General features: G+C 65.0%; 21 protein-coding genes. 14 read left to right on the plus strand and 7 right to left on the minus strand.

Annotated elements, in window-relative coordinates; genetic code table 11:
• A complete protein-coding gene (locus OSH05_RS23420) occupies positions 1-807 on the plus strand; it encodes a class I SAM-dependent methyltransferase (RefSeq protein ID WP_266353012.1) in 807 nt (268 codons plus the stop codon).
• A gap of 373 nt (positions 808-1,180) precedes the next feature.
• A complete protein-coding gene (locus OSH05_RS23425) occupies positions 1,181-1,858 on the plus strand; it encodes a hypothetical protein (protein WP_133163140.1) in 678 nt (225 codons plus the stop codon).
• A gap of 76 nt (positions 1,859-1,934) precedes the next feature.
• Here OSH05_RS23425 and OSH05_RS23430 read toward each other — a convergent pair whose 3' ends face one another.
• A complete protein-coding gene (locus OSH05_RS23430; protein ID WP_104220471.1) occupies positions 1,935-2,774 on the minus strand; it encodes a sugar phosphate isomerase/epimerase family protein in 840 nt (279 codons plus the stop codon).
• 53 nt (positions 2,775-2,827) lie between these two features.
• Positions 2,828-4,096, minus strand: coding sequence for a cation:proton antiporter (locus OSH05_RS23435; RefSeq protein ID WP_165801668.1), 1,269 nt, complete (start codon positions 4,094-4,096; stop codon positions 2,828-2,830).
• Positions 4,097-4,242: 146 nt separating this feature from the next.
• Here OSH05_RS23435 and gnd point away from each other — a divergent pair, with 146 nt between their 5' ends.
• Together gnd and OSH05_RS23445 are read left to right on the plus strand one after the other, a co-directional pair.
• The gene (gnd, locus tag OSH05_RS23440; RefSeq protein ID WP_104220469.1) at positions 4,243-5,220 is read left to right on the plus strand and encodes a phosphogluconate dehydrogenase (NAD(+)-dependent, decarboxylating); all 978 of its coding nucleotides are present in this window, start codon (positions 4,243-4,245) and stop codon (positions 5,218-5,220) included.
• Between the two features lie 94 nt (positions 5,221-5,314).
• Entirely contained in the window at positions 5,315-5,578 is a 264-nt protein-coding gene (locus OSH05_RS23445; RefSeq protein WP_104220468.1) for a DUF2171 domain-containing protein, read from the plus strand.
• Between the two features lie 8 nt (positions 5,579-5,586).
• Here the strand turns inward: OSH05_RS23445 and OSH05_RS23450 are convergent, their stop codons facing one another.
• The 3 genes from OSH05_RS23450 to ade form a co-directional block, all read right to left on the minus strand.
• Positions 5,587-6,627 (minus strand): ADP-ribosylglycohydrolase family protein, encoded by a 1,041-nt coding sequence (locus tag OSH05_RS23450; protein WP_165801667.1) that lies wholly within the window; start codon positions 6,625-6,627, stop codon positions 5,587-5,589.
• Between the two features lie 47 nt (positions 6,628-6,674).
• On the minus strand, positions 6,675-7,574 hold the full coding sequence (locus OSH05_RS23455) for a carbohydrate kinase family protein (RefSeq protein ID WP_104220466.1): 900 nt from the start codon (positions 7,572-7,574) through the stop codon (positions 6,675-6,677).
• A gap of 182 nt (positions 7,575-7,756) precedes the next feature.
• Positions 7,757-9,469: an adenine deaminase gene (gene ade, locus OSH05_RS23460; RefSeq protein WP_104220465.1), complete on the minus strand. Its 1,713-nt coding sequence runs from the start codon at positions 9,467-9,469 to the stop codon at positions 7,757-7,759.
• Between the two features lie 129 nt (positions 9,470-9,598).
• Between ade and OSH05_RS23465 the strand changes: the two genes are divergently transcribed.
• The 10 genes from OSH05_RS23465 to OSH05_RS23510 all read left to right on the plus strand — a co-directional run bounded on the left by OSH05_RS23465 (position 9,599) and on the right by OSH05_RS23510 (position 20,155).
• Positions 9,599-10,060 (plus strand): MarR family winged helix-turn-helix transcriptional regulator, encoded by a 462-nt coding sequence (locus OSH05_RS23465; RefSeq protein ID WP_104220464.1) that lies wholly within the window; start codon positions 9,599-9,601, stop codon positions 10,058-10,060.
• Between the two features lie 29 nt (positions 10,061-10,089).
• Positions 10,090-10,491, plus strand: coding sequence for a DUF1398 domain-containing protein (locus OSH05_RS23470; RefSeq protein WP_104220523.1), 402 nt, complete (start codon positions 10,090-10,092; stop codon positions 10,489-10,491).
• A gap of 289 nt (positions 10,492-10,780) precedes the next feature.
• Entirely contained in the window at positions 10,781-11,464 is a 684-nt protein-coding gene (locus tag OSH05_RS23475) for an isochorismatase family protein (RefSeq protein WP_104220463.1), read from the plus strand.
• A gap of 31 nt (positions 11,465-11,495) precedes the next feature.
• Positions 11,496-13,589 carry a hydantoinase/oxoprolinase family protein gene (locus OSH05_RS23480; protein ID WP_104220462.1) on the plus strand — a complete coding sequence of 698 codons (2,094 nt, stop codon included), beginning with the start codon at positions 11,496-11,498 and terminating at the stop codon, positions 13,587-13,589.
• A gap of 2 nt (positions 13,590-13,591) precedes the next feature.
• Positions 13,592-15,352: a hydantoinase B/oxoprolinase family protein gene (locus OSH05_RS23485; RefSeq protein ID WP_104220461.1), complete on the plus strand. Its 1,761-nt coding sequence runs from the start codon at positions 13,592-13,594 to the stop codon at positions 15,350-15,352.
• A complete protein-coding gene (locus OSH05_RS23490) occupies positions 15,349-15,945 on the plus strand; it encodes an amino acid synthesis family protein (protein WP_104220460.1) in 597 nt (198 codons plus the stop codon). The genes OSH05_RS23485 and OSH05_RS23490 overlap by 4 nt, the downstream gene beginning before the upstream one ends.
• Positions 15,945-16,628 (plus strand): GntR family transcriptional regulator, encoded by a 684-nt coding sequence (locus OSH05_RS23495; RefSeq protein WP_104220459.1) that lies wholly within the window; start codon positions 15,945-15,947, stop codon positions 16,626-16,628. The genes OSH05_RS23490 and OSH05_RS23495 overlap by 1 nt, the downstream gene beginning before the upstream one ends.
• Before the next feature lie 25 nt (positions 16,629-16,653).
• Positions 16,654-17,643, plus strand: a complete 990-nt coding sequence (locus OSH05_RS23500; protein ID WP_104220458.1) for an NAD-dependent epimerase/dehydratase family protein — start codon at positions 16,654-16,656, stop codon at positions 17,641-17,643.
• On the plus strand, positions 17,640-18,503 hold the full coding sequence (locus OSH05_RS23505) for an alpha/beta hydrolase (protein WP_104220457.1): 864 nt from the start codon (positions 17,640-17,642) through the stop codon (positions 18,501-18,503). Before OSH05_RS23500 ends, OSH05_RS23505 begins: the two co-directional genes overlap by 4 nt.
• A 218-nt stretch (positions 18,504-18,721) precedes the next feature.
• Positions 18,722-20,155: a DUF1254 domain-containing protein gene (locus OSH05_RS23510; RefSeq protein WP_104220456.1), complete on the plus strand. Its 1,434-nt coding sequence runs from the start codon at positions 18,722-18,724 to the stop codon at positions 20,153-20,155.
• Between the two features lie 18 nt (positions 20,156-20,173).
• On the opposite strand, the gene OSH05_RS23515 is transcribed toward OSH05_RS23510, so the two are convergent.
• Together OSH05_RS23515 and OSH05_RS23520 are read right to left on the minus strand one after the other, a co-directional pair.
• Positions 20,174-22,585 carry an arylsulfatase gene (locus OSH05_RS23515; RefSeq protein WP_104220455.1) on the minus strand — a complete coding sequence of 804 codons (2,412 nt, stop codon included), beginning with the start codon at positions 22,583-22,585 and terminating at the stop codon, positions 20,174-20,176.
• A 298-nt stretch (positions 22,586-22,883) separates the two neighbouring features.
• Positions 22,884-23,432 (minus strand): AAA family ATPase, encoded by a 549-nt coding sequence (locus OSH05_RS23520; RefSeq protein ID WP_104220453.1) that lies wholly within the window; start codon positions 23,430-23,432, stop codon positions 22,884-22,886.
• Between the last annotated feature and the right edge of the window lie 86 nt (positions 23,433-23,518).

The following is a 23,518-nucleotide window of genomic DNA, read 5'->3' on the forward strand; positions in this document are numbered from 1 at the left end:
GTGCAGGAGGTTCTGATGTCGTCATTGCCAACGATACGATTCAATGATGGATCGGCTTACGAGCGCTTCATGGCACCGTGGAGCCGGTCGGCGGGGACGCTGTTCCTCGACTGGCTGCAGCAGAGGCAGGGTCTGGACTGGGCCGATATCGGATGCGGCAACGGCGCGTTCACCGAGTTGCTCCTCGCCCAATGGTCCCCAGCCTCTATTTGCGCCATCGATCCTTCCGAAGAACAGATCGCGGCGGCGCGGCGAAGAATATCGGCGGAACAGGTCGAGCTTTCGGTCGGCGACGCCATGGCGCTACCGTTTGCCGACGCGCGTTTCGATGCGGCGGTGATGGCGCTGGTGCTGTTCTTCGTCCCGGACCCGAAGAAGGGTGTCGCTGAAATGCTGCGCGTGACCAAGCCTGGCGGCATGGTCGCCTCCTACACATGGGACATGTTGCGCGGTGGTACGCCGCCGCAGCTCGTATGGGACGTCTTGCGGGAAATCGGCCAGCCCGTGGTGCTCCCGCCCAGCTTAGAAGTTTCGCGTTTCGATGCGCTCAAAGCCTTGTGGGCGGAATTCGGTCTGCGCGATATCGAGACGCGCGAGCTGGTCGTCGAGCGAACCTACGCGGATTTCGATGACTACTGGCTGTCGATGGTCGTCAGCGGCCCCAGCGGGATCGCGGAACGGCTGTCGGATGCGGAGAGCGCGGAGATGAAACGCCTGTTGCAGGCGCGACTGCCGGCCAGCGCCAGCGGCGCCATTACGGTTCACGGCTGGGCAACCGCGATCAAGGGCCGAAAAGCCAGTAGGTAGCCTTCGACGACGATGATGCGCCCTCCCAAAAGTCCGCGTCACTATCGAAGAGCCGCTGAGGTCCGCTTCGGGCCAAAAAAGCCATCAACAAGTGTTGCCCAAGCGCCCCTTCCGCCTTCCTCGCCCACAACCCCCGACACCGCCTCGAAGCATTGCCGCAGGTAACGAGCTGCCCTGCCCTCACCTCCCTCGACAGCACACAAAAAAACCGCAAGAACTCCTACCGGTTCACAATTCATTCGGGGGGAGCATTGCTATGTCTGTCTTCTCTATTCGGACGGTTGTCTTCGCCGGCGCGATGTTTGCTTCGTCTCTTGTGAGCGCCGCGACCTTATCCGAGCAGGCGGAACTGTTGTGCAGTCCGGAAGGGCTGATGCGCCTCGTGCCCCAGTTCAATGTCGATGGGAAGTTCACTGTCCCCGATCCCAATGCCGACCTGCCGAAATTCCTTTCGGCGCAGCAGGGTCTTTCCAACGCGATCGAAATGATCCTCGCTCAGGAAAATTCGAGCCAGGATCCCTCGAAAATCGGAAGCCTTCCGTCCCGTCCTCTGGTGCTCCCAAGCCACTGGCTGTCGAGCGAAGTCGGCATCATGACCGATGGGGAAACGCTTAGTTCTCCTGAGGCGGAGGGGAAATTCGGCGGCTACGCGGCTACCTCGTTCCTGACCGGCCTTACCCCTGTTCCTCTGTCGCAGGGGAGCATCTACACGATCCGGCAAACGAACCCGACCTATCAGGCGCTGGTCTACCCGATGCCGACGAGCCACCCGTGCGTGAACCGGCTGGTTCTGGCCGCCGGCAATACGACCGGCTTCTGGCCGACCCCGACCTATGCGCTGGGTCGATATCAGCTCGATGGCAACGGCGTTCCGATGCGGGACAAGCCGCTCATCACCTATCTCATCGTTAATATCTGCCTCGATCTCGGCGCCCCGGCGATCGTCGATAAGCAGACGCTCCTGCGCCCCAACGCGATGATCATCCTGGCGTTTCACTGGCCGTGCGAGGGCGACGCGTGCGAGGCCAATGGATCCGGCCATCAGCACTGAGCCTTCGCGAACCGCACAGATATGGCGCTGCCGCTCGGTGGGGGCGGCGACCGGATGTCGCGTCCGGCCTCCCGTCCTATCCCTCGGCTGCGATCCTCGCCCACAGCGTCTCCACCGCCTCGCGCATAATCAGCGCATCGCTCCAGCGATCCGACAGGTCGGCCCCGTCCGGCCCGGAGATCGCGTAGGGCTGGGGGCCCAGTTCGCAGACGAAGGAGAGGCTTTCGTCGGTGCCGGCGCGGCCGCGCCAGGAGCGCATGCCGTATTCCCACCAGCCGAGGAACAGATCGAGCCACATCTTGTGATGCGGGAAGGAGATCTCGATCTGTACCTGTTCGCGGCTGGCGACACGGCCGTGCAGTGCCCAGCAATTGTCGAGCACGCGGTGGATATAGCCGTGATTGGTCTCGTCGACCGGCGTCGCGAACTCGCGCCCGACGAGGAAATGCGAGAGGTCGCCGAGCAGCTTCAAATTCGGGAAGGCGTCGAGCAGGTTGAGGACGAAATAGAGATCCGTCGTCATCCGGTCGCGATGCGTCTCGATATAGACGGGGAAGTCGACCTCCTCGGCCAGCCGCGTCCAGCCTTCGATCAGCGGCATGCATTCATAGAGCGTGCGCGGGCGCACATCGGGCTGCAAATCGAGATGATGGATGCCGGTCTCGGTGGCGATGTCGAGCGCTTCCTTGAGGTCGTCGACGGTCTTCGGGAAGCATTGGCCCTCGGCCACCAGCCCATGCGGCTTGATGAATTCGGCGATTCGCCGCGAGCGGGCGCGGTCGCGCCAATCGGTCGAGACGCCCTCATAGCCCGCCTCGACGATCATTTCGAGGTTCTGTTCGAGCGTCCTCTCCATCCCGTCGGGCTGGCGGCGTTCCATGGCCCAGAGCGATTGCATGACGATGAGCTTCTGCATGGCGTTTCCCCGTTTATGGTTGACGCCAGCATGCAACGATCGGCCCCTTATGGCTATGGCGAGCGGAAATCCCCCCGATAGAGGGAGCGGATGACCGCCGGCGTGGTCAGCCCCTGCACGATGACGGTGAAGACGACGACGGCATAGCAGACCGCCGCCAGCGCATCGCGATACGGCCCCTCCGGCAGGCCGAGCACGAGCGCGAGCGAGATGCCGCCGCGCAGCCCCGTCCAAGTCAGAACGCCGATCGCCGGCCAGCGCCCGCCGGGCGGCGCACGTTCGAGGAGCACCGGCGGCGATACGCTGAGGAAGCGGACGATGAGCGCCAGCGGCACGGCGGCAAGGATCGGCAGCCAGCCGCCGGAGAGAAAGGGCACGGCGAGGATCTCGAAGCCCATGAACAGGAAGAGCAGCGTGTTGACCAGATCGTCGGCGATAGCCCAGAAATCCTTCAACGCCGCACGGTGCGCCGTGGCCTTGTTCTCGGCCGGACCGGAGTGGAAGAAAACGAGGCCGGCGACGACGACGGCGATCGGCCCGGAAATATCGAGCCAGGCCGCGCCGCGATAGGTGCCGAAGACGAGCGCCAGCGAGATGATGACCGAAAGCGTCGGCTCCTTGGTCTTGCGCAGCACGAAAGCACCGAAATAGCCGGCGCCAAGGCCGAGCATGGCCGCGCCGACGCCGCCGACGACGAACTCGATCGCGATCCGGCCATTGCCGAGCGCATGCGGATCGCCGCTGGCCGCCGCCAGCAGGGCGAAGAACAGCACGACGGCCGCGCCGTCGTTGAAGAGGCTCTCGCCGGAAATCAGCGCGCGGAGTTCGCCCGGCATATGGACCCGCTTCAGAAGCTGGTCGACGGCGACGGCGTCGGTCGGCGCCAGGATCGCGCCGAGCACGAGGCACCAGACCAGCGGCACGCCGACGCCGGCAACCGCGAAGACGCCATAGATGCCGACGCCGAAGAGACCCGTGGCGAGAAAGACGCCGATGCTCGCCAGCACGAAGATCGGCACGGCGCGCCGGCGGAGCGCCACGACATCGACATGCAGGCTCGCCGCGAACAAGAGCAGCGCCAATATGCCGTCGAGCAGCAGCTTCGGCAGGTCGGCATGGCTGAGGCGCAGCCGCGCGCGATGGTCGAGATCATAGGGCAGCAGCGAGGAGAGCATCATCAGCACGCCGGAAATCAGCAGCGCTCCGATCAGCAGCGCGATCGGGCGCGGCAGGTCGATCGTCCGCTCGTTGAGGACGCCGATGGCCGCCGCCATGATGAAGAGCAGCGCGGCAAAGTCGAAGGTCGAAAAAAGTGGATCCACGCGATTCGCCGCCCCTTGTTGCGGTCGCACAATGCCACGGCCGGCCCGGACGACAAGATGGGCTGGCGGCTGTTCCGAACTGTTCATAGAGTTGCGCTAGAGACGGGGCGACTGCGCTCCGGCAGGAACGATCAAGGGAGACTGACATGCAGCTTGGGATCATCGGCCTCGGCCGCATGGGCGCCAATATCGCCCGACGCCTGATGCGGGACGGCCATATGACCGTCGTCTATGACCGCAGTGCCGAGGCGGTCGCCGCCGTCGTCGCCGATGGCGGCGCCGGCGCGAGCGGGCTCGAGGATTTCGTCGCCAAGCTCGCAAAGCCGCGCGCCATCTGGGTCATGCTGCCGGCCGGCGGCCCGACCGAGGGCACGATCACCGAACTCGCCAGCCTGCTCGAAGCCGGCGACATCATCATCGATGGCGGCAATTCCTTCTACAAGGACGATATCCGGCGCGCAAAGACACTGTCCGGCAAGGGCCTGCACTATGTCGATGTCGGCACCTCGGGCGGTGTCTGGGGCCTGGAGCGCGGCTATTGCATGATGATCGGCGGCGAGGCCGACATCGTGACCCATCTCGACCCGATCTTCGCGACGCTCGCGCCCGGCATCGGCACGATCGACCGGACGCGCGGCCGCAACTCGCCCGATGACCGCGCCGAGCGCGGCTATATCCATGCCGGTCCGGCCGGCTCCGGCCATTTCGTCAAGATGGTCCACAACGGCATCGAATATGGCCTGATGCAGGCTTATGCCGAGGGCTTCGACATCCTGAAGATGAAGAATTCGGCGGAGCTCCCGGCCGATGAGCGCTACGATCTCAACATGGCCGATATCGCCGAGGTCTGGCGCCGCGGTTCCGTCGTCTCGTCCTGGCTGCTCGACCTGACGGCCCTGGCGCTCGCAAGCGATGCGGAGCTGTCGCACTATTCCGGCTCGGTCGCCGATTCAGGCGAGGGCCGCTGGACGGTGCAGGCGGCGATCGAGGAGGCGGTTCCGATCCCGGTCCTCGCCACGGCGCTGTTCGCGCGCTTCCGCTCGCGCGAGGAGCACACCTATGCCGACCGCATGCTCTCGGCGATGCGCTTCGGCTTCGGCGGCCATGTGGAAATCCCGCAATAGCGGTCCTTTCCAATGCCGGGCTCGAAGGAGCCCGGCATTTTGCATCCTTCCCCGCGTTGACGCGTTGTCCTGGCATCAACAGGAGCCAGCGACCATGTCCATCGCCGCAGAAATCAAAGAGCACGCCGAAATCGTCGGCGCCGACGGCGTCCATGTCGGAACCGTCGATAAGGTCGAGGGCGACCGCATCAAGCTGATCAAGACCGATAGCGGCGAGGGTCACCATCGCGGCGACCATCACTTCATCCCGCTCGGCCTCGTGGCTGACGTGGAGAACGGCACTGTGCGGCTCTCCGCCAATGCCGCCGTCGCCATCACGCTCGAAGAAGAAGAGAGCGGCGCCTCGATCGAGCAGTAGCGGCTACCCTATCGAGGCGCGACCGCGGCGAGTTCCGCGGCGACCGCGCCGAGATCGAGGCCGTTGACGAGCTTCAATTCGGCGACGAGGTCGTCCGGCGCGCCAATCGCGTCGGTCCAGGCCGCCGCGATTGAGCCGGCGATCAGCGCCAGCGTGTCACAATCATTGCCGGCATTGGCCGCCGCCACGATCACCGCCCACGGATTGCCCTCTGCGACAACCAGTCCGATCGCCGTCGGCACAGCCTCGGCCATCGGCAGACCGGCACCGATCACCGCGCCCAGTTCATTCATGGCGCCGTCGACATCGCCCTTGAAGCGCTCGGCAATGGTCAGCGCCAGTTCCATGCGCCGGATAACGCTGGGGCCTGCGGCGAAACGGCCGCGGGTGACGGCGAGCTTCTCGCCGGCCTCGGCCCCGGCCATCGCTGCATCGGCGAGGCTGATGCGGCCATCGCGCGCCAGGCCGGCTGCGATGGCAGCCGCGACGGCGCCGGCACCCGACCAGGAAATCTGCGTATTGTGCGTCGGCGCCGACAGGATGGATGCCACATCCACAGCACCCGTTATATCGCCCGGACGCACGCAGCCGGCGACCGGCGCCCGCATTGCTGCGCCATTGGTGGTTCCCATCGAGGCGGAATAGAGCGGAGGCGTCGCGACAACGGAGGGGTCTTCGCCGGCCTTCAGCCGGTCGATCGCCGCCTTGGTCGTCGGGCCGGCGAAGCGGCCGAAGCCGCGCGGATCATCGGACCAGCGGATCAGCCCTCGCGCCGCATCGGCGAGCGTCGGCTGGCCTTTCGACTCGATCAGGATCTCGGCCATGGCCAGCATCTGCGTCGCATCGTCCGTGAGCGAACCCGGCGCCGAGCCGATCGAGAATGGTGCCATGGGCGTGGGCGCGAAGAAACGTGTGATCTTGCCTCCGAACAGCGCCGGAATATCACCCGGATACATCGCTTCCGGCGGCGCACCAAGGGCGTCGCCGAGACAGGCAGCGGCGAGAACGTTTTCGATGCGCTCGGCAAGGGTGAGGGACGATGCGGTCAAGGGAAACTCCTTCGAAGAACGAAAATGGCAGGGCAAGGGGGAAAGCGTCAAAGTCCGATGCGGTCCGGATCGACCCGGCCGTGAACGAGAAAATCGGCGGCGATCCGTGTCGCAAGACCGGCCGCATCGACGAAGCGGTCGCCACGCGAGAGCGCGAAGGCGATGCCGGCGAGAAAAGTGTCTCCAGCGCCCGTCGTATTCACCGGGCGGATCGGTAGCGCCGGCACATGGACCGAGCGCCCGCTTTCATGGACGAGGACGCCGCCGCCGCCGAGGGTGACGCAGACGCGGCGCCGGTCGCCGGCCAGCGCCATGGCAAGCCGCTCGGCCCGATCGAGAAGCTCGCCGGAGACGGCTTCCTTCTCGCACCAGGCGGAGAGCGCGGTAGCATTGGTGCAGATCACGTCGGCGGTGGCGGCGGTCGCGAAGGTCGCGTCCCAGCCATGGATGCGGATGCCGGTAAATTCCATGTCGATGATCGAAATGCCGCCTTCGCTGCGCACACGGGCAAACAGCGACTGCAGCGCGGCGGGATCAAAGAAATTGCAGGTGACGATGTCGCCATGCGCGACATGCAGGGTCTCGCCGAGGCGCTTCACCAGATCGTCATGGATCGGCGCCAGCACGATCGCCTTCTCGCCGGTCTTGTCGACGAGAATGATGCAGCTGCCGCTGGCGACGCCGGGCAGTCGCTCGATTTTCACGGCAAGTCCCGGAACGCGCTGCATCTCCTCGACCAGAAAGGTTCCCGTCCGATCGTCGCCGACCGTGCCGACGAATGTCACTGGGGCCCGAAGCGCCGCGAGCGCCCGAGCCGTGAACACGCCCTGCCCGCCGACCACCTCGCGATAGGCGGAGGCGAACATCTTCTCGTCATGAGCCGGCAAATGATCGATTGTGAAGACGCGATCGAGATCGACTGTGGAGAGGCAGTAGATGCGGCTCATGGCGACGGGTTCCGATCGCGAGGATCTTTTCTTTCACCTCCCCCAGAGGGAGAGGTCGACGGCGAGGCGGCGTGTGAGCGGTTAGGGAACTCCCCGGATAGCGCCGCAACCCCTCACCCGGACCTGCGGTCCGAGCTCTCCCTTTGGGAGAGGCGAAGAGCACGAACAGCCATCTCACGCCCCTAATCCTCGATCAGCGCAAACTTGTCGACATCGAACATGCCGCGGTCGGTGATCTTCAGATGCGGGATGACCGGCAGCGGCAGGAAGGCGATTTGCAGGAAGGGTTCGGGCAGCGTGCAGCCGAGACCATGCGCCGCGTCGCGTAGATGATGCAGCTTGCCGCGCACATGACCGAAGGGCTGATCCGACATCAAGCCGGCAATCGGCAGGTCAAGTTCGGCCACGACCGTGCCGTCCTCGACGACGACGAAACCGCCGCCGGTCTCGCGCAGGCGGTTGACCGCCGCCGCCATGTCCGCGTCCGAGGCGCCGATCACGGTGATGTTGTGGCTGTCGTGGCCGACCGAAGAAGCCATCGCGCCGCGCTTCAGCCCGAAGCCGGTGACGAAGCCGCGGCCAATATTGCCGTTCTTGCCATGCCGCTCGACGACCGACACCTTGACGATGTCCTTCGCCAGGTCGGTTGTCATTTCGCCATCCACGACCGGCAGCACCGCCTTCTCGTGCCGCGTGATGATGAGGCCTGCATCGACGCCGATCACCGGCGTCTCCTGATTGCCGCGTCGGGCGGAGATCGCGAAGCTGGAAGCGGTGACTTGCGGCGCCTGGACCGAACCGAAGCCGACCGGCGGAACCTCTTCTCGTGCATCGAACAGCGCGTCATCGACGAGGCGGCCGGCACTGACGACGGCCGAGACGCGGCATTGCTCCAGATTGTCGAGCAGCACGAAGTCCGCTCGCCAGCCCGGCGCCACGAGACCGCGATCGCGAAGGCCGAAGGCGCGGGCCGCCGACCAGGAGGCGGCGCGATAGACATGGTGCAGCGGCCGGCCGCGCGCGATCAGCATGCGGATCAGCCCGTCGAGATGACCTTCCTCATGGATGTCGAGCGGATTGCGGTCATCGGTGCAGAGCGCCATGAAGGACGAAGTGTTCTCGTCCAGAACCTCGGCGAGCGCGGCGAGATCCTTCGAGACGGACCCTTCGCGGATCAGGATCACCATGCCCTTGGCAAGCTTCTCGCGCGCTTCCGCCGCGCTGGTCGCCTCATGGTCGGTGCGGATGCCGGCGGCGAGATAGCCGGAGAGCGCCATGCCGCGCAGCAGCGGCGCGTGGCCGTCGATGTGCCGGTCCTGAAATGCAGCAAGCTTCGCCATCAGGCCGGGATCGCCGGCGATCACGCCCGGAAAGTTCATCACCTCGGCAAGGCCGATCACCTTCGGATGGTCGGCGAAAGGCAGCAGGTCATCGATCTCCAACTGCGCCCCGGCCGTCTCGAACGATGTCGCGGGGACGCAGGAGGAGAGATTGATCCGCAGATCCATCACCGTCCGCTCGGCGCAATCGAGGAAATAGCGGATGCCGGCGGCGCCCAGCACATTGGCGATCTCGTGCGGATCGCAGATCGCCGTCGTCACGCCATGCGGCAGCACGCAGCGATCGAACTCGAACGGCGTCACCAGCGAGGATTCGACATGGAGATGCGTGTCGATGAAGCCCGGCACGCAGAAGCGTCCCGCCCCGTCGATCTCGCGTGTCCCCCGATATTCGTCGTGAGTGCCGACGATCCTGTCGCCGACAATCGCCACGTCGGTCGTATCGACCGAGCCGGTGATCACGTCGAGCAGACGGACATTCTTGACGACGAGGTCGGCCTTCTCCCGTCCCGCACCCGCGGCGATCATCCGTTTCAGCTCACCCGCGCCGGTCATTCGCCACCTTTCCCTGTCCATCCGCCAGCTTAGCCGAGCCAGCCGCCTGACGGCTAGGGCCAGCGTAGTGCGTCATAGTTGACTAGGAAACCAATAAGCGATAGTTTCCTAGTCAATCAAGGACACGTCATGGCGGCCTCCCTACCCCCATCGGAGCTCTCATCGCACCTCGGATATTGGCTGCGATCCGTCTCCAACCATGTCTCTCAGGCCTTCGCGGCCAAGGTCGCCGTCAAGGGCGTGACCGTGGCCGAATGGGTGATATTGCGATCGCTGCATGGCAAGGAGCCGATGCCGCCGAGCCGTCTCGCGGACGACATGGGAATGACACGCGGGGCGATCACAAAGCTCGCCGACCGGCTGATCGCCAAGGCGCTCATCGTCCGCGAGGCCAGCGTCAATGACGGTCGCGCCCAGACGCTCGCGCTCACGCCGCAAGGGACCTCGCTGGTGCCGGAACTGGCAGCTCTTGCCGATCAGAACGACGCCGAATTCTTCGATTTCCTGAGCGCGGACGAGCGTCGGTCGCTGGAACGTCTCCTGAAGCGGATCGCCGAGCACCGCCAGATGACGACTATCCCGGTCGAGTGAACCATCCCGACACAAGGCAGAGAGAAATGATGGAAAACGACAGGACATCGATCGCGCAGGTCTGCCTCGACGGCGCGGAGAGCAACGGCATGGGCTTTCCGCAGATCGTAGGGACCCTCGACGCAGCCGGCTTTGAAAGCTATGCGATCGACTTCCGCCGGTCGACTGCGACCTATTTTACGCCGGACGGCGACAGCATCGAATTGCGCACGCACCGGACCGAAACGCCCGTGGCCCCAGCCTTCGACGTCGCGGCCATCCGAGAGGCGATCCGCGAAGCCCAGCAATTGGTGCCGGGCTACACCTACAAGGGCTTCTGCCGAAAGGCCGCGGCGGCCGGCTGCGCCGGTTATATCGTTTCCTTTTCCGGCCGGCGGGCGCTCTATATCGGACGAACTGCCGAGACCCATGTGGAGCACTTTCCGAACTGAGGCGGGTCGGCGGCTTGCTGGAAGCACCGACCGCACGACCAACTCCGCCCTCATCCCGGACCCGATCCGGGATGAGGGCGCCTTGTCTTGAGCGGGCTGGCGATCGGCTCCCGATTCCGACACCGCATGGGCCGCCAGCCAACCCTGAACCGATCAGGAGGCCATGCGCCTCCACGACGATCGCCCCGCCGGCACGACGCCCAAAACCTCTCCAATCTGCCCAATATTGCCGCGTTGACTTTGTCATACAATCGTACGAACCTCGTGTGATCAATGGCGAGGCGAGCTCATGGATCGTGATTTCGAGGCGGCGCTGCAAACCGCCTTCCAGGAATATTCCAAGTTCTACAAGGGCCGCGGCTTCATGCGCCGGCTCGGCTTCGGCGCCAGGCCGGCGATCATCAATGTCGATCTCGCCAAGGCCTGGACGACGGCGGGCAGTCCCTTTGCCTGCGACGGCATGGAAACCATCATCCCGTCGACGCAGAAGCTGATCGCCGCCGGCCGGGCGCTCGGACTGCCGATCGTCTTCACCACCTGCGCCTACGATATTGTCGAGGGGCCGTTCGCCGATACCGGGCTCTGGGGCAAGAAGATCCCGCTCGAACATCTGAAGGCCGGCAGCCCGCTCTGCGAGATCGACGACCGGCTGGAACGGCAGGACGACGAACTTCTGATCGTCAAGAAACGAGCCAGCGCCTTCCAGGGCACCGACCTCGCCGGCCACCTGACCAGCCTCGGCATCGACACCGTGATCCTGACCGGGGTGACGCTCTCCTCCTGCGTCCGCCTCTCCTGCGAGGATGCGCTCTGGGCCGGGTTCCGACCGATCGTGGTGCGCGAATGCGTCGGCGACCGCATCGCCGGCGCGGTCGAATGGAACCTCTTCGACATCGACGCCAAGTTCGGCGACGTCGAGAGCCTCGATACGGTGCTCACCTATTTCTCGCATCTGCCGACGCGCAATGTCTGAGCGGCCCCGCCGCAGCCTTCAAGGAACTTCCATGGTCAAGATCGGCGTCGATGTCGGCGGCACCTTTACCGACCTCGTGCTGGAGAAGGCGGATGCGGGCCCGGACGGCCGCACCGTCTTCGTGCACAAGGTCCCGTCCACGCCCGCCGACCAGTCGATCGGCGTCGTCGACGGCATCCTCGCCATCTGCCGCCTCGCCGGCGTCGATCCGAAGGCGGTCGAGCTCGTCGTGCACGGCACGACGGTCGCGACCAACATCACGATCGAGCAGAACGGCGCCGAAGTCGGCATGCTGACGACGAAAGGCTTCCGCGACCTGCTGCACATCGCTCGCCACAAGCGGCCGCATAATTTCTCGCTGCATTTCGACGTGCCCTGGCAGACGAGCCCGCTGGTGAAGCGGCGCAACCGCATGCCTATCACCGAACGCATCCTGCCGCCGGACGGGCGCGTCGAGACGCCGATCGATCTGGACGAAGTCCGCGCCGCAGTACGCGAGATGAAGGGCCGCGGCGTCGAGGCCGTCATCGTCTGCTTCCTGTTCTCGTTCCTGAACGACGCGCATGAGAAGGCGGCGCTGGCGATCGTGAAGGAGGAGATGCCGGAAGCCTTCGTCTCGGCCTCCTCGGACGTCGCCAATGTCATTCGCGAGTTCGAGCGCTTCTCGACCACGGCGATGAACGCCTATGTCGGGCCGCGCACGGCGCGCTATCTGGGCAATCTCGAAAGCCGGCTGAAGAGCCATGGCATGAATGCGGAACTGCGCATCATGCAGTCGAATGGCGGCATCGGCACGGTAGCAACCTGCTCCGAGCGGCCCGTCACCATCCTGATGTCCGGCCCGGCCGGCGGCGTCATCGGCGGACGCTGGGCCGGAGCCATGTCGGGCGTCGAAAATGTCATCACCATCGATATTGGCGGCACCTCGGCCGATATCGGCGTCATCGCCGATGGCGCAATCCGCATCATGAACCCACGCGACACCGTCGTGGCGCATCATCCGGTGCTGGCGCCGATGCTGGATCTCGACACGATCGGCGCCGGCGGCGGCTCGATCGCCTTCCAGGATGCTGGCGGCGCCTTCCGCGTCGGCCCGCGCTCGGCCGGCGCCTTCCCAGGTCCCGCCTGCTATGGCAAGGGCGGCACGGAGCCGGCGGTTACCGATGCCCATGTCGTACTCGGCCGACTCGATCCGGAGCGCTTCCTTGGCGGCGACATGGTCATCGACCCGGCCCTCTCCGAGAAGGCCGTTCGCGAGAAGATCGCCGAGCCCTTCGGCATGAGCCTGATCGAGGCCGCGCTCGGCATCGTTACCATCGTCAATTCCAACATGGCGCTCGCCATCCGCTCCAATTCGGTGGCGCGCGGCTTCGATCCGCGCCGCTTCTCGCTGATGCCCTTCGGCGGCGCTGGCCCGCTGCATGGCGTGGCGCTGGCCGAGGCTGTCTCGGCGAAGGAAGTGATCGTGCCGCCCGCGCCGGGCATCACCGCCGCCATGGGCCTGCTGGCGACGCGCATGGCCTATGAGTTCACGCGCTCGACGCCGACGCTCCTGAATGGCCCAGAACCGGCCGACTTCACGGCTGTCAACGCGACGCTGGCCGACCTCTCGGCGCTCGCCGCTGAACGCCTGACGGCAGACGGGATTGGGCCGGACGAGCACCAGTTCGAGCGTGTTGCCGAGTGCCGCTACCAGGGCCAGGGCTTCGAACTCCGGACCCCGCTGCCCGATGGACCGATCTCGAATGCGACGGCGGGCGATATCGTTGCCGCCTTCCATGCCGTGCATGAGCGCGATTATGGCTACCGTTTCGATGACGCCGTGGTCGAGATGGTGACGCTGCGCGTCATCGGCTTCGCCGAAGTGCCGCCGCTCGTCTGGCCGGAACTCACTGAGGCTTCGTCGCAGAACCTGTCGCCCGCCTTCCTCTATGAGCGACCGACCACGTTCGACGACGGCAAGACCGTGCCGACGCCGCGCTACGATCGCGACAAGCTGCTGGCCGGCCATGTCGTGCCCGGCCCGGCGATCATCCTGCAGCACAATTCGACGACCCTGGTGCCGCCTGGCTTCACCGCCCGCGTCCACCGTTCGGGCAATATCCACATCGCACGGGAGGCATGAGGATGAGCATCGATCCCGTTACGCTCCAGGTCATCGGCGGCGCGCTGCATACCATCGCCAAGGAAATGGCCTACGTCCTCTACCGCATGTCGTTCTCGTCGATCATCCGCGAAAGCGAGGATCTCGGCGCAGGGCTGTTCAACCGCGACTTCGCGACCTTGTGCGAGAGTGACAACACGCCGCTGCATATCGGCTCGATCCCCGGCTATCTGCGCGGCATCGACGCGACCATGACCACGCCCTGGCGCGAGGGCGACGTCGTCATCCACAATCATCCCTATTTCGGCGCTAGCCACTCGCCGGACATCGCCGTCGTCGTCCCCGTGTTCTTCGAGGGGAGGCATATCGGCTTTGCGGCCAATACCGCGCATCATGTCGATATCGGCTCGGCGACGCCGGGCTTGATCGTCGACATCCAGGACATCTTCGGCGAGGGGATGCTGCTGAAGGCCGCCAAGCTCTATGAGGCGGGGTCGCGCAACGAGACGCTCTGGAATTATCTTCGCGACAATTCCCGCGTCGGCCGGCAATTGCAGGACGATCTCGGCGCGCAGATCGCCTCGGCCCAGCTCGGCGCGAAACGATTCCAGGAGCTCTACGCCACCTATGGCGCGCAGACCGTCGAGGCGGCCTCGGCGGAGCTGATGAACTACACGGAAAAGATGCTGCGCCAGGCCATTTCAGCGATTCCGGACGGCGACTACTACGCCGAAAGCTGGCTCGACGATGACGGACGCAACCGCAATGTCCGGCTGCCGATCAAGGTCTGCGTCCGCATCCGCGGCGACGAGGCCGAGGTCGACCTGACCGGCTCCTCGCCGCAGGTGCCCACCGCCTTCAACGTGCCCTTCGAGGGCTCGACCAAGGTCGCCTGCTATGTCGCCTTCCGCTCGCTGCTGCTCGACGCCTACACATCGGCGGTGCCGGTACCGGCCAATGAGGGCTCGTTCCGGCCGGTCAAGGTGACGGCACCGAAGGGCACGATCTTCAACCCGATCTTCCCGACCGCTGCCTCGGCGCGCTTCTCGCAGTGCAACCGGATGATCGACTGCATCATCCGTGCGCTCTCGCCGGTCCTGCCCGACAAGGCGATCGCCGGCTCGTCGGCGTCGCTCTCCTTCGTCGCCTATTCGGGCCTCAGGAAGGAAAGCGGCGACTACTGGGTCTTCATCGAGGTGAACGAGGGCGCCTATGGCGGCCGCCCGCGCTCGGATGGGCCAGATTCGATCGACAATCTCATGGCCAATACCCGCAACAACCCGATCGAGGATCTCGGCATGCACCTGCCGATGATCTGCGACCGCTATGAGCTGCGCGACGATGTCGAATGCGGCGCCGGCAAGTTCCGCGGCGGCATCGGCGTCGTCAAGGAACAGCGCCTGCTGGATGGCGGTTGGATGACGCACGAGGCCGAGCGCCACACCGACAAGCCCTGGGGCCTGTTCGGCGGCGAGGATGGCGCCGAGGGTCGCGTCGACATCTTCAACCATGCCGACCGCACCGGCACGACGGAAGCGCAGCATGCCAAGATCTCGGGCGTCGTCATGAAGGCGGGCGACACCATGGCGTTCTATTCGCCCTGCGGCGGCGGCTATGGCGATCCACTGGAGCGGCCGGCCGAAACCGTGCTCGACGACGTACTCGACGGTTTCTGCACCCGCGCCTACGCCGACCGCGCCTATGGCGTCGTCATCCGCCCGGATCTGACGCTCGATCTTGCCGCAACGACGGCAAGGCGCGCCGAGATGGTAACGACACGATGATCATCGACATTCCCAAGCTCGCGATCCGCCGCCAGATCGTCCTCACCGACATCGCGTCGGCCGAGGCCGGGCTCACCGCCGATCGTCCGCTCGTCAAGATCGCCGTAGTCGTCATCGTCAAGAACCCCTTCGTCGGCAAACCATTTGTCGAAGACCTGTCGCCGCTGATCGAGCCCAGCGCCGAACTCGGCGCGGCGATCGCCAAGGCCGCGGTCGCCGCCATGAGCGGCGAGCCGGTCGAGAGCTATGGCAAGGGCGCCGTGATCGGCCTCGCGGGCGAGCAGGAGCACGGCATCGCGCTGATCACCACGCCGTTCGGCGACGCCTTGCGCGCAGGCATCGGTGGCGGCGTGGCCTGGATCTCCTCCTTCTCCAAGCGCGCCGCGCCGGGCGCCACCATCGACGTGCCGCTGGCGCACAAGGACGCGCTCTATGTCCGCTCGCATTATGACGGCATGAGCGTGCACCTGCCCGATGCGCCGCTGCCGGACGAAATCGCGATCCTCGCCTGCTTCGCCAATCGCGGCCGGCTCAACGCCCGGCTCGGCGGCATCGATGCAGCCGAGATCGTCGGCCAGGACGGGCTGCGCTGATGTCCGGTCCGCTCGCTCCGCCTCAGCTCCGCTCCGTGCGCCAGCAGGCGAGCGAGCTTCTTCGCGTCGCCATCTATGACGGCGAACTGGCGCCGGGCGAGCGGCTGACCGAGCGCGAGATCTGCGAACGCTACGGCGTCTCGCGCACCATCGCCCGCGAGGTGATCCGCGAATTGGAAGCCGAGCGGCTGATCGAGAGCAACCGTCGCCATGGCTATATCGTCGCCCGCATGTCGGAAGCCGAGATCCAGGATCTCTACGACGTGCGCATCCTGCTGGAAGCCGAGGCCTGCGCGCTCTGCGCCGCCAACATGACCACCGAACGCGCCGGGCGCCTCGACGCCTCCATGGCCGCGATCGAGGCCGCCGCCGCATCGGGCGACCGACAGGCGCAGCGTGACAGCAATGGCCGCCTCTATCACGAGATCTTCGCGGGCGCCGGCAATGTCGTGCTCGGACAGATCCTGAATTCGCTACATGGCCGCGTCTCCTATCTGCGCTCGCTCTCCATGTCGCAGCCCGGCCGCCCCGCCGCCAGCCTGACGGAAATGCGCGCGCTCTATGCGGCGCTGAAGACGGGAGACGGCACAGAGGCAGCCCGGCTCAGCACCGAGCACATCCGCGCGGCCCGCAATGTCGCGCTCGCGGCGATCCGCGCGCTGGCGGAGCGGTCCTCGTCATGAACCTTGAGAGAAGGCGGCAATCGGCATGAGCATTCTCGTTACCGGATCGAGTGGCTTCGTCGGCCTCAACATCGTCGAGGAACTCCTCGCGCGCGGCGAGGTGGTGATCGGTGTATCTGACCGCCCGATGCCGGCGATCGCCGCCTTCGAGTTCGCCGAACTGTCCGGCCATCTGGTGCAGATCGTCGCTGATGTCCGCAATGAAGTCTGTATGCGTCGCCTCATCGATGAATATGGCGTCCGCCGCATCGTCCACGCCGCCGCCATCACCTCGAACGCCGAACGCGAGAAGGCGCAGGCGAGCCTGACGATCGGCGTCAACCTCGGCGGGCTGACGGCCGTCGCCAGCGCGGCGGTCGCGAGTGGCGTCGAGCGTCTCGTCCTCGTCTCGTCCAACGCCATCTTCGGCCCGACGCCCGATTACGTGCTGCTGGACGAGGGATGGCCGAAGGCGCCGTTCAATCTCTATTCGCTGTCCAAATGGACCGGCGAGATGATCCTCGAGCAATATGGCGCCTCGACCGGTCTCGATTGGGTCGCCGGCCGCCTCGCCGGTGTGTTCGGCCCGTGGGAATATCGCACCGGCATCCGCGACACGATGAACCCGGTGTTTCAAGCCAACACGCTGGCGCTCGCCGGCAAGCCCGCCTTTCTGCCGCGCCGGGGGACAAGCAACTGGCATTTCTCGCGCGACGCGGCGAGCGCGCTGATCACGCTGCTGGACGCGCCGTCGACGCAGCACCGCATCTATAATCTCGGCACGCCCTATGTCTGGTCGATCGCCGACTGGTGCGACCGCCTCGCCGCCCGCTTCCCGGAATTTCACATCCATGTCGGCGAAGGGGAAGGTACGCCGATCAACCTCTATGGCGACCAGGATGGCGGCATTCTTTCCGGCGACCGTTTCACGCAGGAATTCGGCCCGACCGGCCGTTTCGATCTCGACGCCGCCTTCGATCATCTGATCGAATGGCAGGAACGGCATGATCATTTTGGATTGAAGAGCGCATCATGACCCTCGTCTATCGCGACTACGACCAGGACGGCCTCGACCAGCAATATGAGCGGCTCGTCGCGCCCGATTCCTACGCGATCTTCGATCGCTGGCGCGCGCGCAGCGACGCGAGCGCCGCGAACCGGCCCTGCATTCTCGACATCGCCTATGGTCCGTTGGAAACGGAGAAGCTCGACGTCTTCCCCTCCGCCGATCCGAACGGCCCGATCCTGATCTACATCCATGGCGGCTACTGGATCTGGAAGGACAAGGTCGATTTCCGTTTCGTCGCCGAGGGCGTCGTCGATGCCGGCGTCAACCTCGTCGTCATCAACTATGCGCTGACGCCGCATGCCACCATGGACGAGATCGTCCGCCAGGTCCGCGCGGCGGTCGCGTTCACCTACAAGAATGCCGGCAGCTTCATCCCGGGAAACCGCGACCGGATCTTTCTTTGCGGCCATTCGGCCGGCGGCCATCTGACGGCGATTGCGGCCTCGACCCATTGGCAGAGCTTCGACGCCGCCCTGCCACCCGAAATCGTCGCGGGCGGCGTCGCCATCTCCGGCCTCTACGATCTCGAACCGATCCGCCTCACCTATCTGAACGAGACGGTCGGCCTCGACGAGCCGATGGCCTGGCGCAACAGCCCCCTCCATCACGCCAAGCTCGACATGCCGCCGCTGACGCTGGTCTGCGGCGGCGGCGAATCCGATGAATTCAAGCGCCAGCAGCGGGACTATGCCGCCATCCTCGAACAGGCTGGCGGCTATGTCCCCCTGCACGAGATCGGCGATCTGCACCATTTCGCCGTGATCGAGACGATCGCGGACAAGGGCAGCGAATTGAATGCGGCGCTGCTGAAGCGGATGGGTGTCTGAGGCCATCGCGGTGCTCGTCCTCCGGGCGGCAACATCGGACTTTCGCGGAATCGGCCGTATTTTGACCCTCTGCATGCTGGGCGTCAGACCGCTCGTCCCGCCAGGGCCTGCCGTGTTGAGAAAAATGTTGATTGGATGGATAATGTTGCCCATCAGGGCCGTTAGAGCATCGCGACAGTGATCTGAAGATGCCGGCGTCTTTTGGAGGGGCTGGCTTGATGGCAACAAGACGAATTGCCTCGGCTATTGTCGCATTGGGACTCTGCGCTTTTCAGACGCCGGACGCGGCGTTCGCCGCCTCCACGCCAGACCCGCTGCTCAGCCTCGCGGCGACGCCGGAGAACCTCGCCAAGGGCTTGGAGATCGACGGCTATCAGCTCGGCGTATCGGCCTATGTCTGGGGCTATGCTCTCGTCCGCATGGAAGGCGTCGCCCGTGACTACACGGATGTCCCGGCAAACAAGCCCGCGACCTCCTATCGCGCGCCGCTGAATCAGATTGGCTGGGCGACGGAACTGGCGACGTCAGCGGCAAAGGACATGCCGACGGCGAACAACGACACGCTCTATATGAGCGCCGTCGTCGATCTCACCGAGCCTTACGTACTTTCCGTGCCGGATACGAACGACCGCTACTATGTCGTCAACGTCTTCAACATGTGGCAGGAACTCGAGCACTATATTGGCCGCCGCACTACGGGTACGAAGGCCGGCCAATATGTTCTGGTACCGCCGGGCTGGGAGCATGATCTGCCGGCCGGCCTGACGCGCCTCGACGTCACCACCAGCAAGGTCTGGCTCTGGGGCCGTTTGCGGATCAGCGCCGGGGAGGATCCAACACCGGTCCATGCCTTGCAGGCGCAATTCGATCTTCGCCCGCTCAGCGCCATCGGCGAGGCGGATTACAGGGTCCCAAGTGCCACCTTGCCGCGACTTCCAGATGTCACGGGGGATGAGCTCGGCTTCCTGAACCAGCTCGCCGCGGCGCTTCAATCCAATCCAGTCCGCCCCGCCGACACCGCCTTGTTTGCGCAATTTGCCAGGATCGGCTTGACGGAGAGAGGCTTCGATCCATCGAAGCTGACGCCGCCGATGAAATCGGGACTCGCGCGCGGCCTCGCCGATGGCCCGTATGCCGTCCTCTCGGCGCTCGCTACCAGCGCCTCCCGGCGCAATGGCTGGGACTGGGTGACCGGTCTCGACAGCTTCGGCTTCAACTACGCGCTGCGCTCTCTGGTCGCCGGCCCCTATCTCGGCGGCAATGGCGAGAAGGAGGCGATGTATCCGATCCGCTATACGGACGCGGACGGCCAGGCGCTGACCGGCGACAGCCGCTACACGCTACGGTTCGACAGGGAGCCGCCGGTGGACGGGTTCTGGTCGGTTACGATGTATGATGCGGGCGACAAGATGCTCGTTCCAAACGACATCGGCCGGTACAAGATCGGCACCGACACGCAGGGTCTGGTCCGCGGCGCCGATGGTTCGCTGACGCTGGCCATTTCGGCGGCGAAGCCCGCTGGCCCGGAGGCCGCAAACTGGTTGCCGGCCCCGAAGGGACCCTTTTATCTCATCTTGCGGCTCTACCAGCCGAGCGTGGAGATACTCAAGGGACAGTACGAGCTGCCGCAAGTCGTCCGAACCAAGCCCTGAGCCCCCAAGCCGAACGCTTCACTCGTCCGGATCCGTCGGCGCGCCGCTATCGGTCGCCGCTCCCTTCAAGTCGAGCACAACTTCGGCGATCTTGCCACCATAGGCGAACGGCATCCGGTCGGCATAGTCCTCAAGGATCGGTGTGCCACGGTCCTCGCCGACATCGAACGTCTCGTCGACCGAATAGATGAACGGCACGGTCGCCGCGATCTTCGTCTCGGCCACCTTCGCGCCGTCGACGGAGAGCCTGTAGTTGCCGCCCTTGCCGAACTCGCCCTTCTGGCCGTCATATGCGAAATCGAGCGTCACGCTGTGATCGCCGGGCGCAAGCCTGTCGGCACCTTCGATCCTTATGCCGTCCTTCGGCTGCTGTGTATTCCTGTAGGCCCAGACCGGCTTGCCATCCAGCACGAGCAGGCCCCAGCCGGCGAAGCGTCCGCCCTGCGTGATGATGACGCCATCGGCTCCGTCCGCCGGCACGTTGATCTTCGCTGTGATGCTGTAGGACGTATTTTTCAAACTCGGCGCGGTGCCTTCCGGGATGCGAACCGTGCCCTGATGATAGACGAACTCGCTCCGGCCGCGCGTCAGGCTCGGACGCTGGAAGATGGCCTCGACCGTTGCCTGCGGGCTGAAATTGAGCGGCAGCGCATTGTTGCGGCCCGCCTCCGCCCACCAGAGATCCTGCATTTCGCGCAGCTTCTCGGGCATGGAGGCCGATAGATCCTTGCCCTGGCTGAAATCCTTGCTGAGGTCATAGAGTTCCCAATGGAAGCTCTCCTGCGTGATACCCTTCGGCTCCGGCTCCCAGGCAAAGACCAGCGGCGTCGTCGAGGCCATCCAGCCATCATGATAGATGCCGCGATTGCCGAACATCTCGAACATCTGGGTCGTGCGCGGGCTCGGCGCTTTCGCATCGGCAAAGGCATAGGCCATGGACTTGCCGTCGATCGGGAGCTGCTTGACCCCGTTGATCATGTCCGGCGCCTGCAGGCCGACCGCTTCCAGAATGGTCGGCATGATGTCGGTCACATAGTGGAATTGCGGGCGCAGCCCGCCGGCATCCTTGATCCGCTCCGGCCAGCTCATCACCATGCCGTTGCGCACGCCGCCAAAATGCGAGGCGTAGCGCTTGGTCCATTGAAAGGGCGTGTTGAACGCCCAGGACCAGGCGACCGGCATATGATTGTAATGCAGCGGCCCGCCCAACTGGTCCTTGATCGAATAGAGATAGTCGAAACTCTCCTTGGCGCCGTTGCCTACCGCGGCGACTTCATTGGCGGTACCCTGCAGCGTGCCCTCGGCGCTGCCGCCATTGTCGCCCTCGATGAAGATGATGAGCGTATTGTCGAGTTCTCCGGCCTGCCTCACCGCATCGATGACGCGGCCGATATTGTAGTCGTCATAGGCGAGGAAGGCGGCATAGACCTCCGCCATATGGGCGAAGAGCTCCTTGTGCCGAGCATCGAGACTGTCCCAGGCCGGGAGGTTTGCCGGACGCGGCGTCAAAAGGGTATAGGCCGGAATGACGCCGAGCTGCTTCTGGCGCTCGAAGGTCGCCTCGCGCTGTTTGTCCCAGCCCTGGTCGAACTGGCCCTTGAACTTCGCGATCCAGTCCTTCGGCACATGATGCGGTGCATGTGTCGCGCCCGGCACGTAATAGGCGAAGAATGGCTTGTCGGGCGCGAGCGAGCGTTGCTCCTGGATCCAGTGGATCGCCTGGTCGGCCAGGTCGGAATCGAGATTATAGTTTTCCCTCGCCGCGCCAGTGAGCTTTTCCTTCGGCTCGATCGGCGTCGTGTTCTCGAAGAGCGTCGGATCCCACTGGTTTACGTCGCCGCCGATGAAGCCGTAGAAATAATCGAAGCCGAGCCCCGTCGGCCACAGATCGAACGGCCCGACCGCGCTGCTCTGCCAGGCCGGCACATTGTGGTTCTTGCCGAACCAGGCCGTGCTGTAGCCATTGCCACGCAGGATCTCGGCGATCGTGCCGGCGCTCTTCGGCATCAGCGAATCATAGCCGGGATAGCCGAGGCTGCGCTCCATGATGATGCCGGTATGGACATTGTGCTGGTCGCGGCCGGTCAGCAGCGCAGCACGCGTCGGCGAACACAACGCCGTCGTGTTGAACTGGTTGAACGTGACGCCGCTGGCCGCCAAACCGTCCAAGGTCGGCGTCGGGATCGGTCCGCCGAAGGTCGTCGACGCGCCGAATCCGACATCGTCGGTCAGGATCAGCAATATGTTCGGCGCACCCTTTGGAGCGGATATGGGCTGAGGAAAATCCGACTTCGAGTCGGCTGTGGTTCGCCCGATCGTTCCCTTAAAAAGGGGATCCGGCGCCGGGAGCGATGCGGGCGAACCGTCGGCGCGCGCCGCAGGCGGCAGCAGAAACATCGAAGCAATTGCCAACAGGCAGGTGAGCTTCATGGGGCCTCCCTCGCAATATCGGCGAAAGCGCCCGAAGCCCGATTGCGGGACGTCATGGCAAATCCGCCCCCGTCGGTCAACAAGCCTGCAGTATGCAGATCGTCGCCCAAGACCATGGACAATATCTGCGGCCGGCTTAACTGTCGAGCCGAGGACCTTTCCGGAAATAAATGGGACGGCACCAGAGAGATAAACATAAGGCTAGCTGAATATCCGTGAACGAACAATTTCCGCCCGGATTCCGCTTCAGCCGATCCCCGCGGCTCCGATCCAGCCGCACCGGCGAAATAGCTTCCCCTCACCGCAACGCCGCCGCGATCTGGGCGACGCGGGCCTCGCGCGAGCCCGAGACCTCCAGCAGGCGCGGGCCGGTCGCAAGCAGACCCATTTCGTCCTGGCGCAGCATGGCTTTCAGCCGCCGGTCGACGCGCGCGCGCAGCTGCGGATATTCGATTGGGGCCTCGATCTCGTCGACGGGCAGCAGCGGCACGAACACCAGCCAGTCGAGCGTCGCCAGCGCCCTGCCGATGCGGGTCAGCAGCTTCCCGTCCGGCACCCATTCGAAACCCTCGCCATGGCTGACGACATCCAGATAGGCGAGGAAATCGAGCGGGCAGCGGTCGAAGATCAAGTTGCCTTCGCCCGCATGGTCGAGGATGAGATTGCAGCTTTGCCGGAGCTGCTCCTCAAGATCCGCACTGTTCGGCCCATCCGCGAAGGGCACGCCCTCCTGCGCCAGCAGCCAATAGGGCTCGGGCACGCTTTCATAGTCCGGCCGCGCCGAGACGAAATCATCGATCAGCGTCGTCTTGCCGCTGCCATGCGTGCCGGTGACCGCGATGCGCATCAGGCGCTCCCTCCCCATGAAACCGCCATAGCGCGCGGGATCACGGGCGGCAAGCGGGCGCTGCCCAACAGCAGACGCTCGATCTC

This window comes from Kaistia algarum, from assembly GCF_026343945.1.
Classification (GTDB): domain Bacteria; phylum Pseudomonadota; class Alphaproteobacteria; order Rhizobiales; family Kaistiaceae; genus Kaistia; species Kaistia algarum.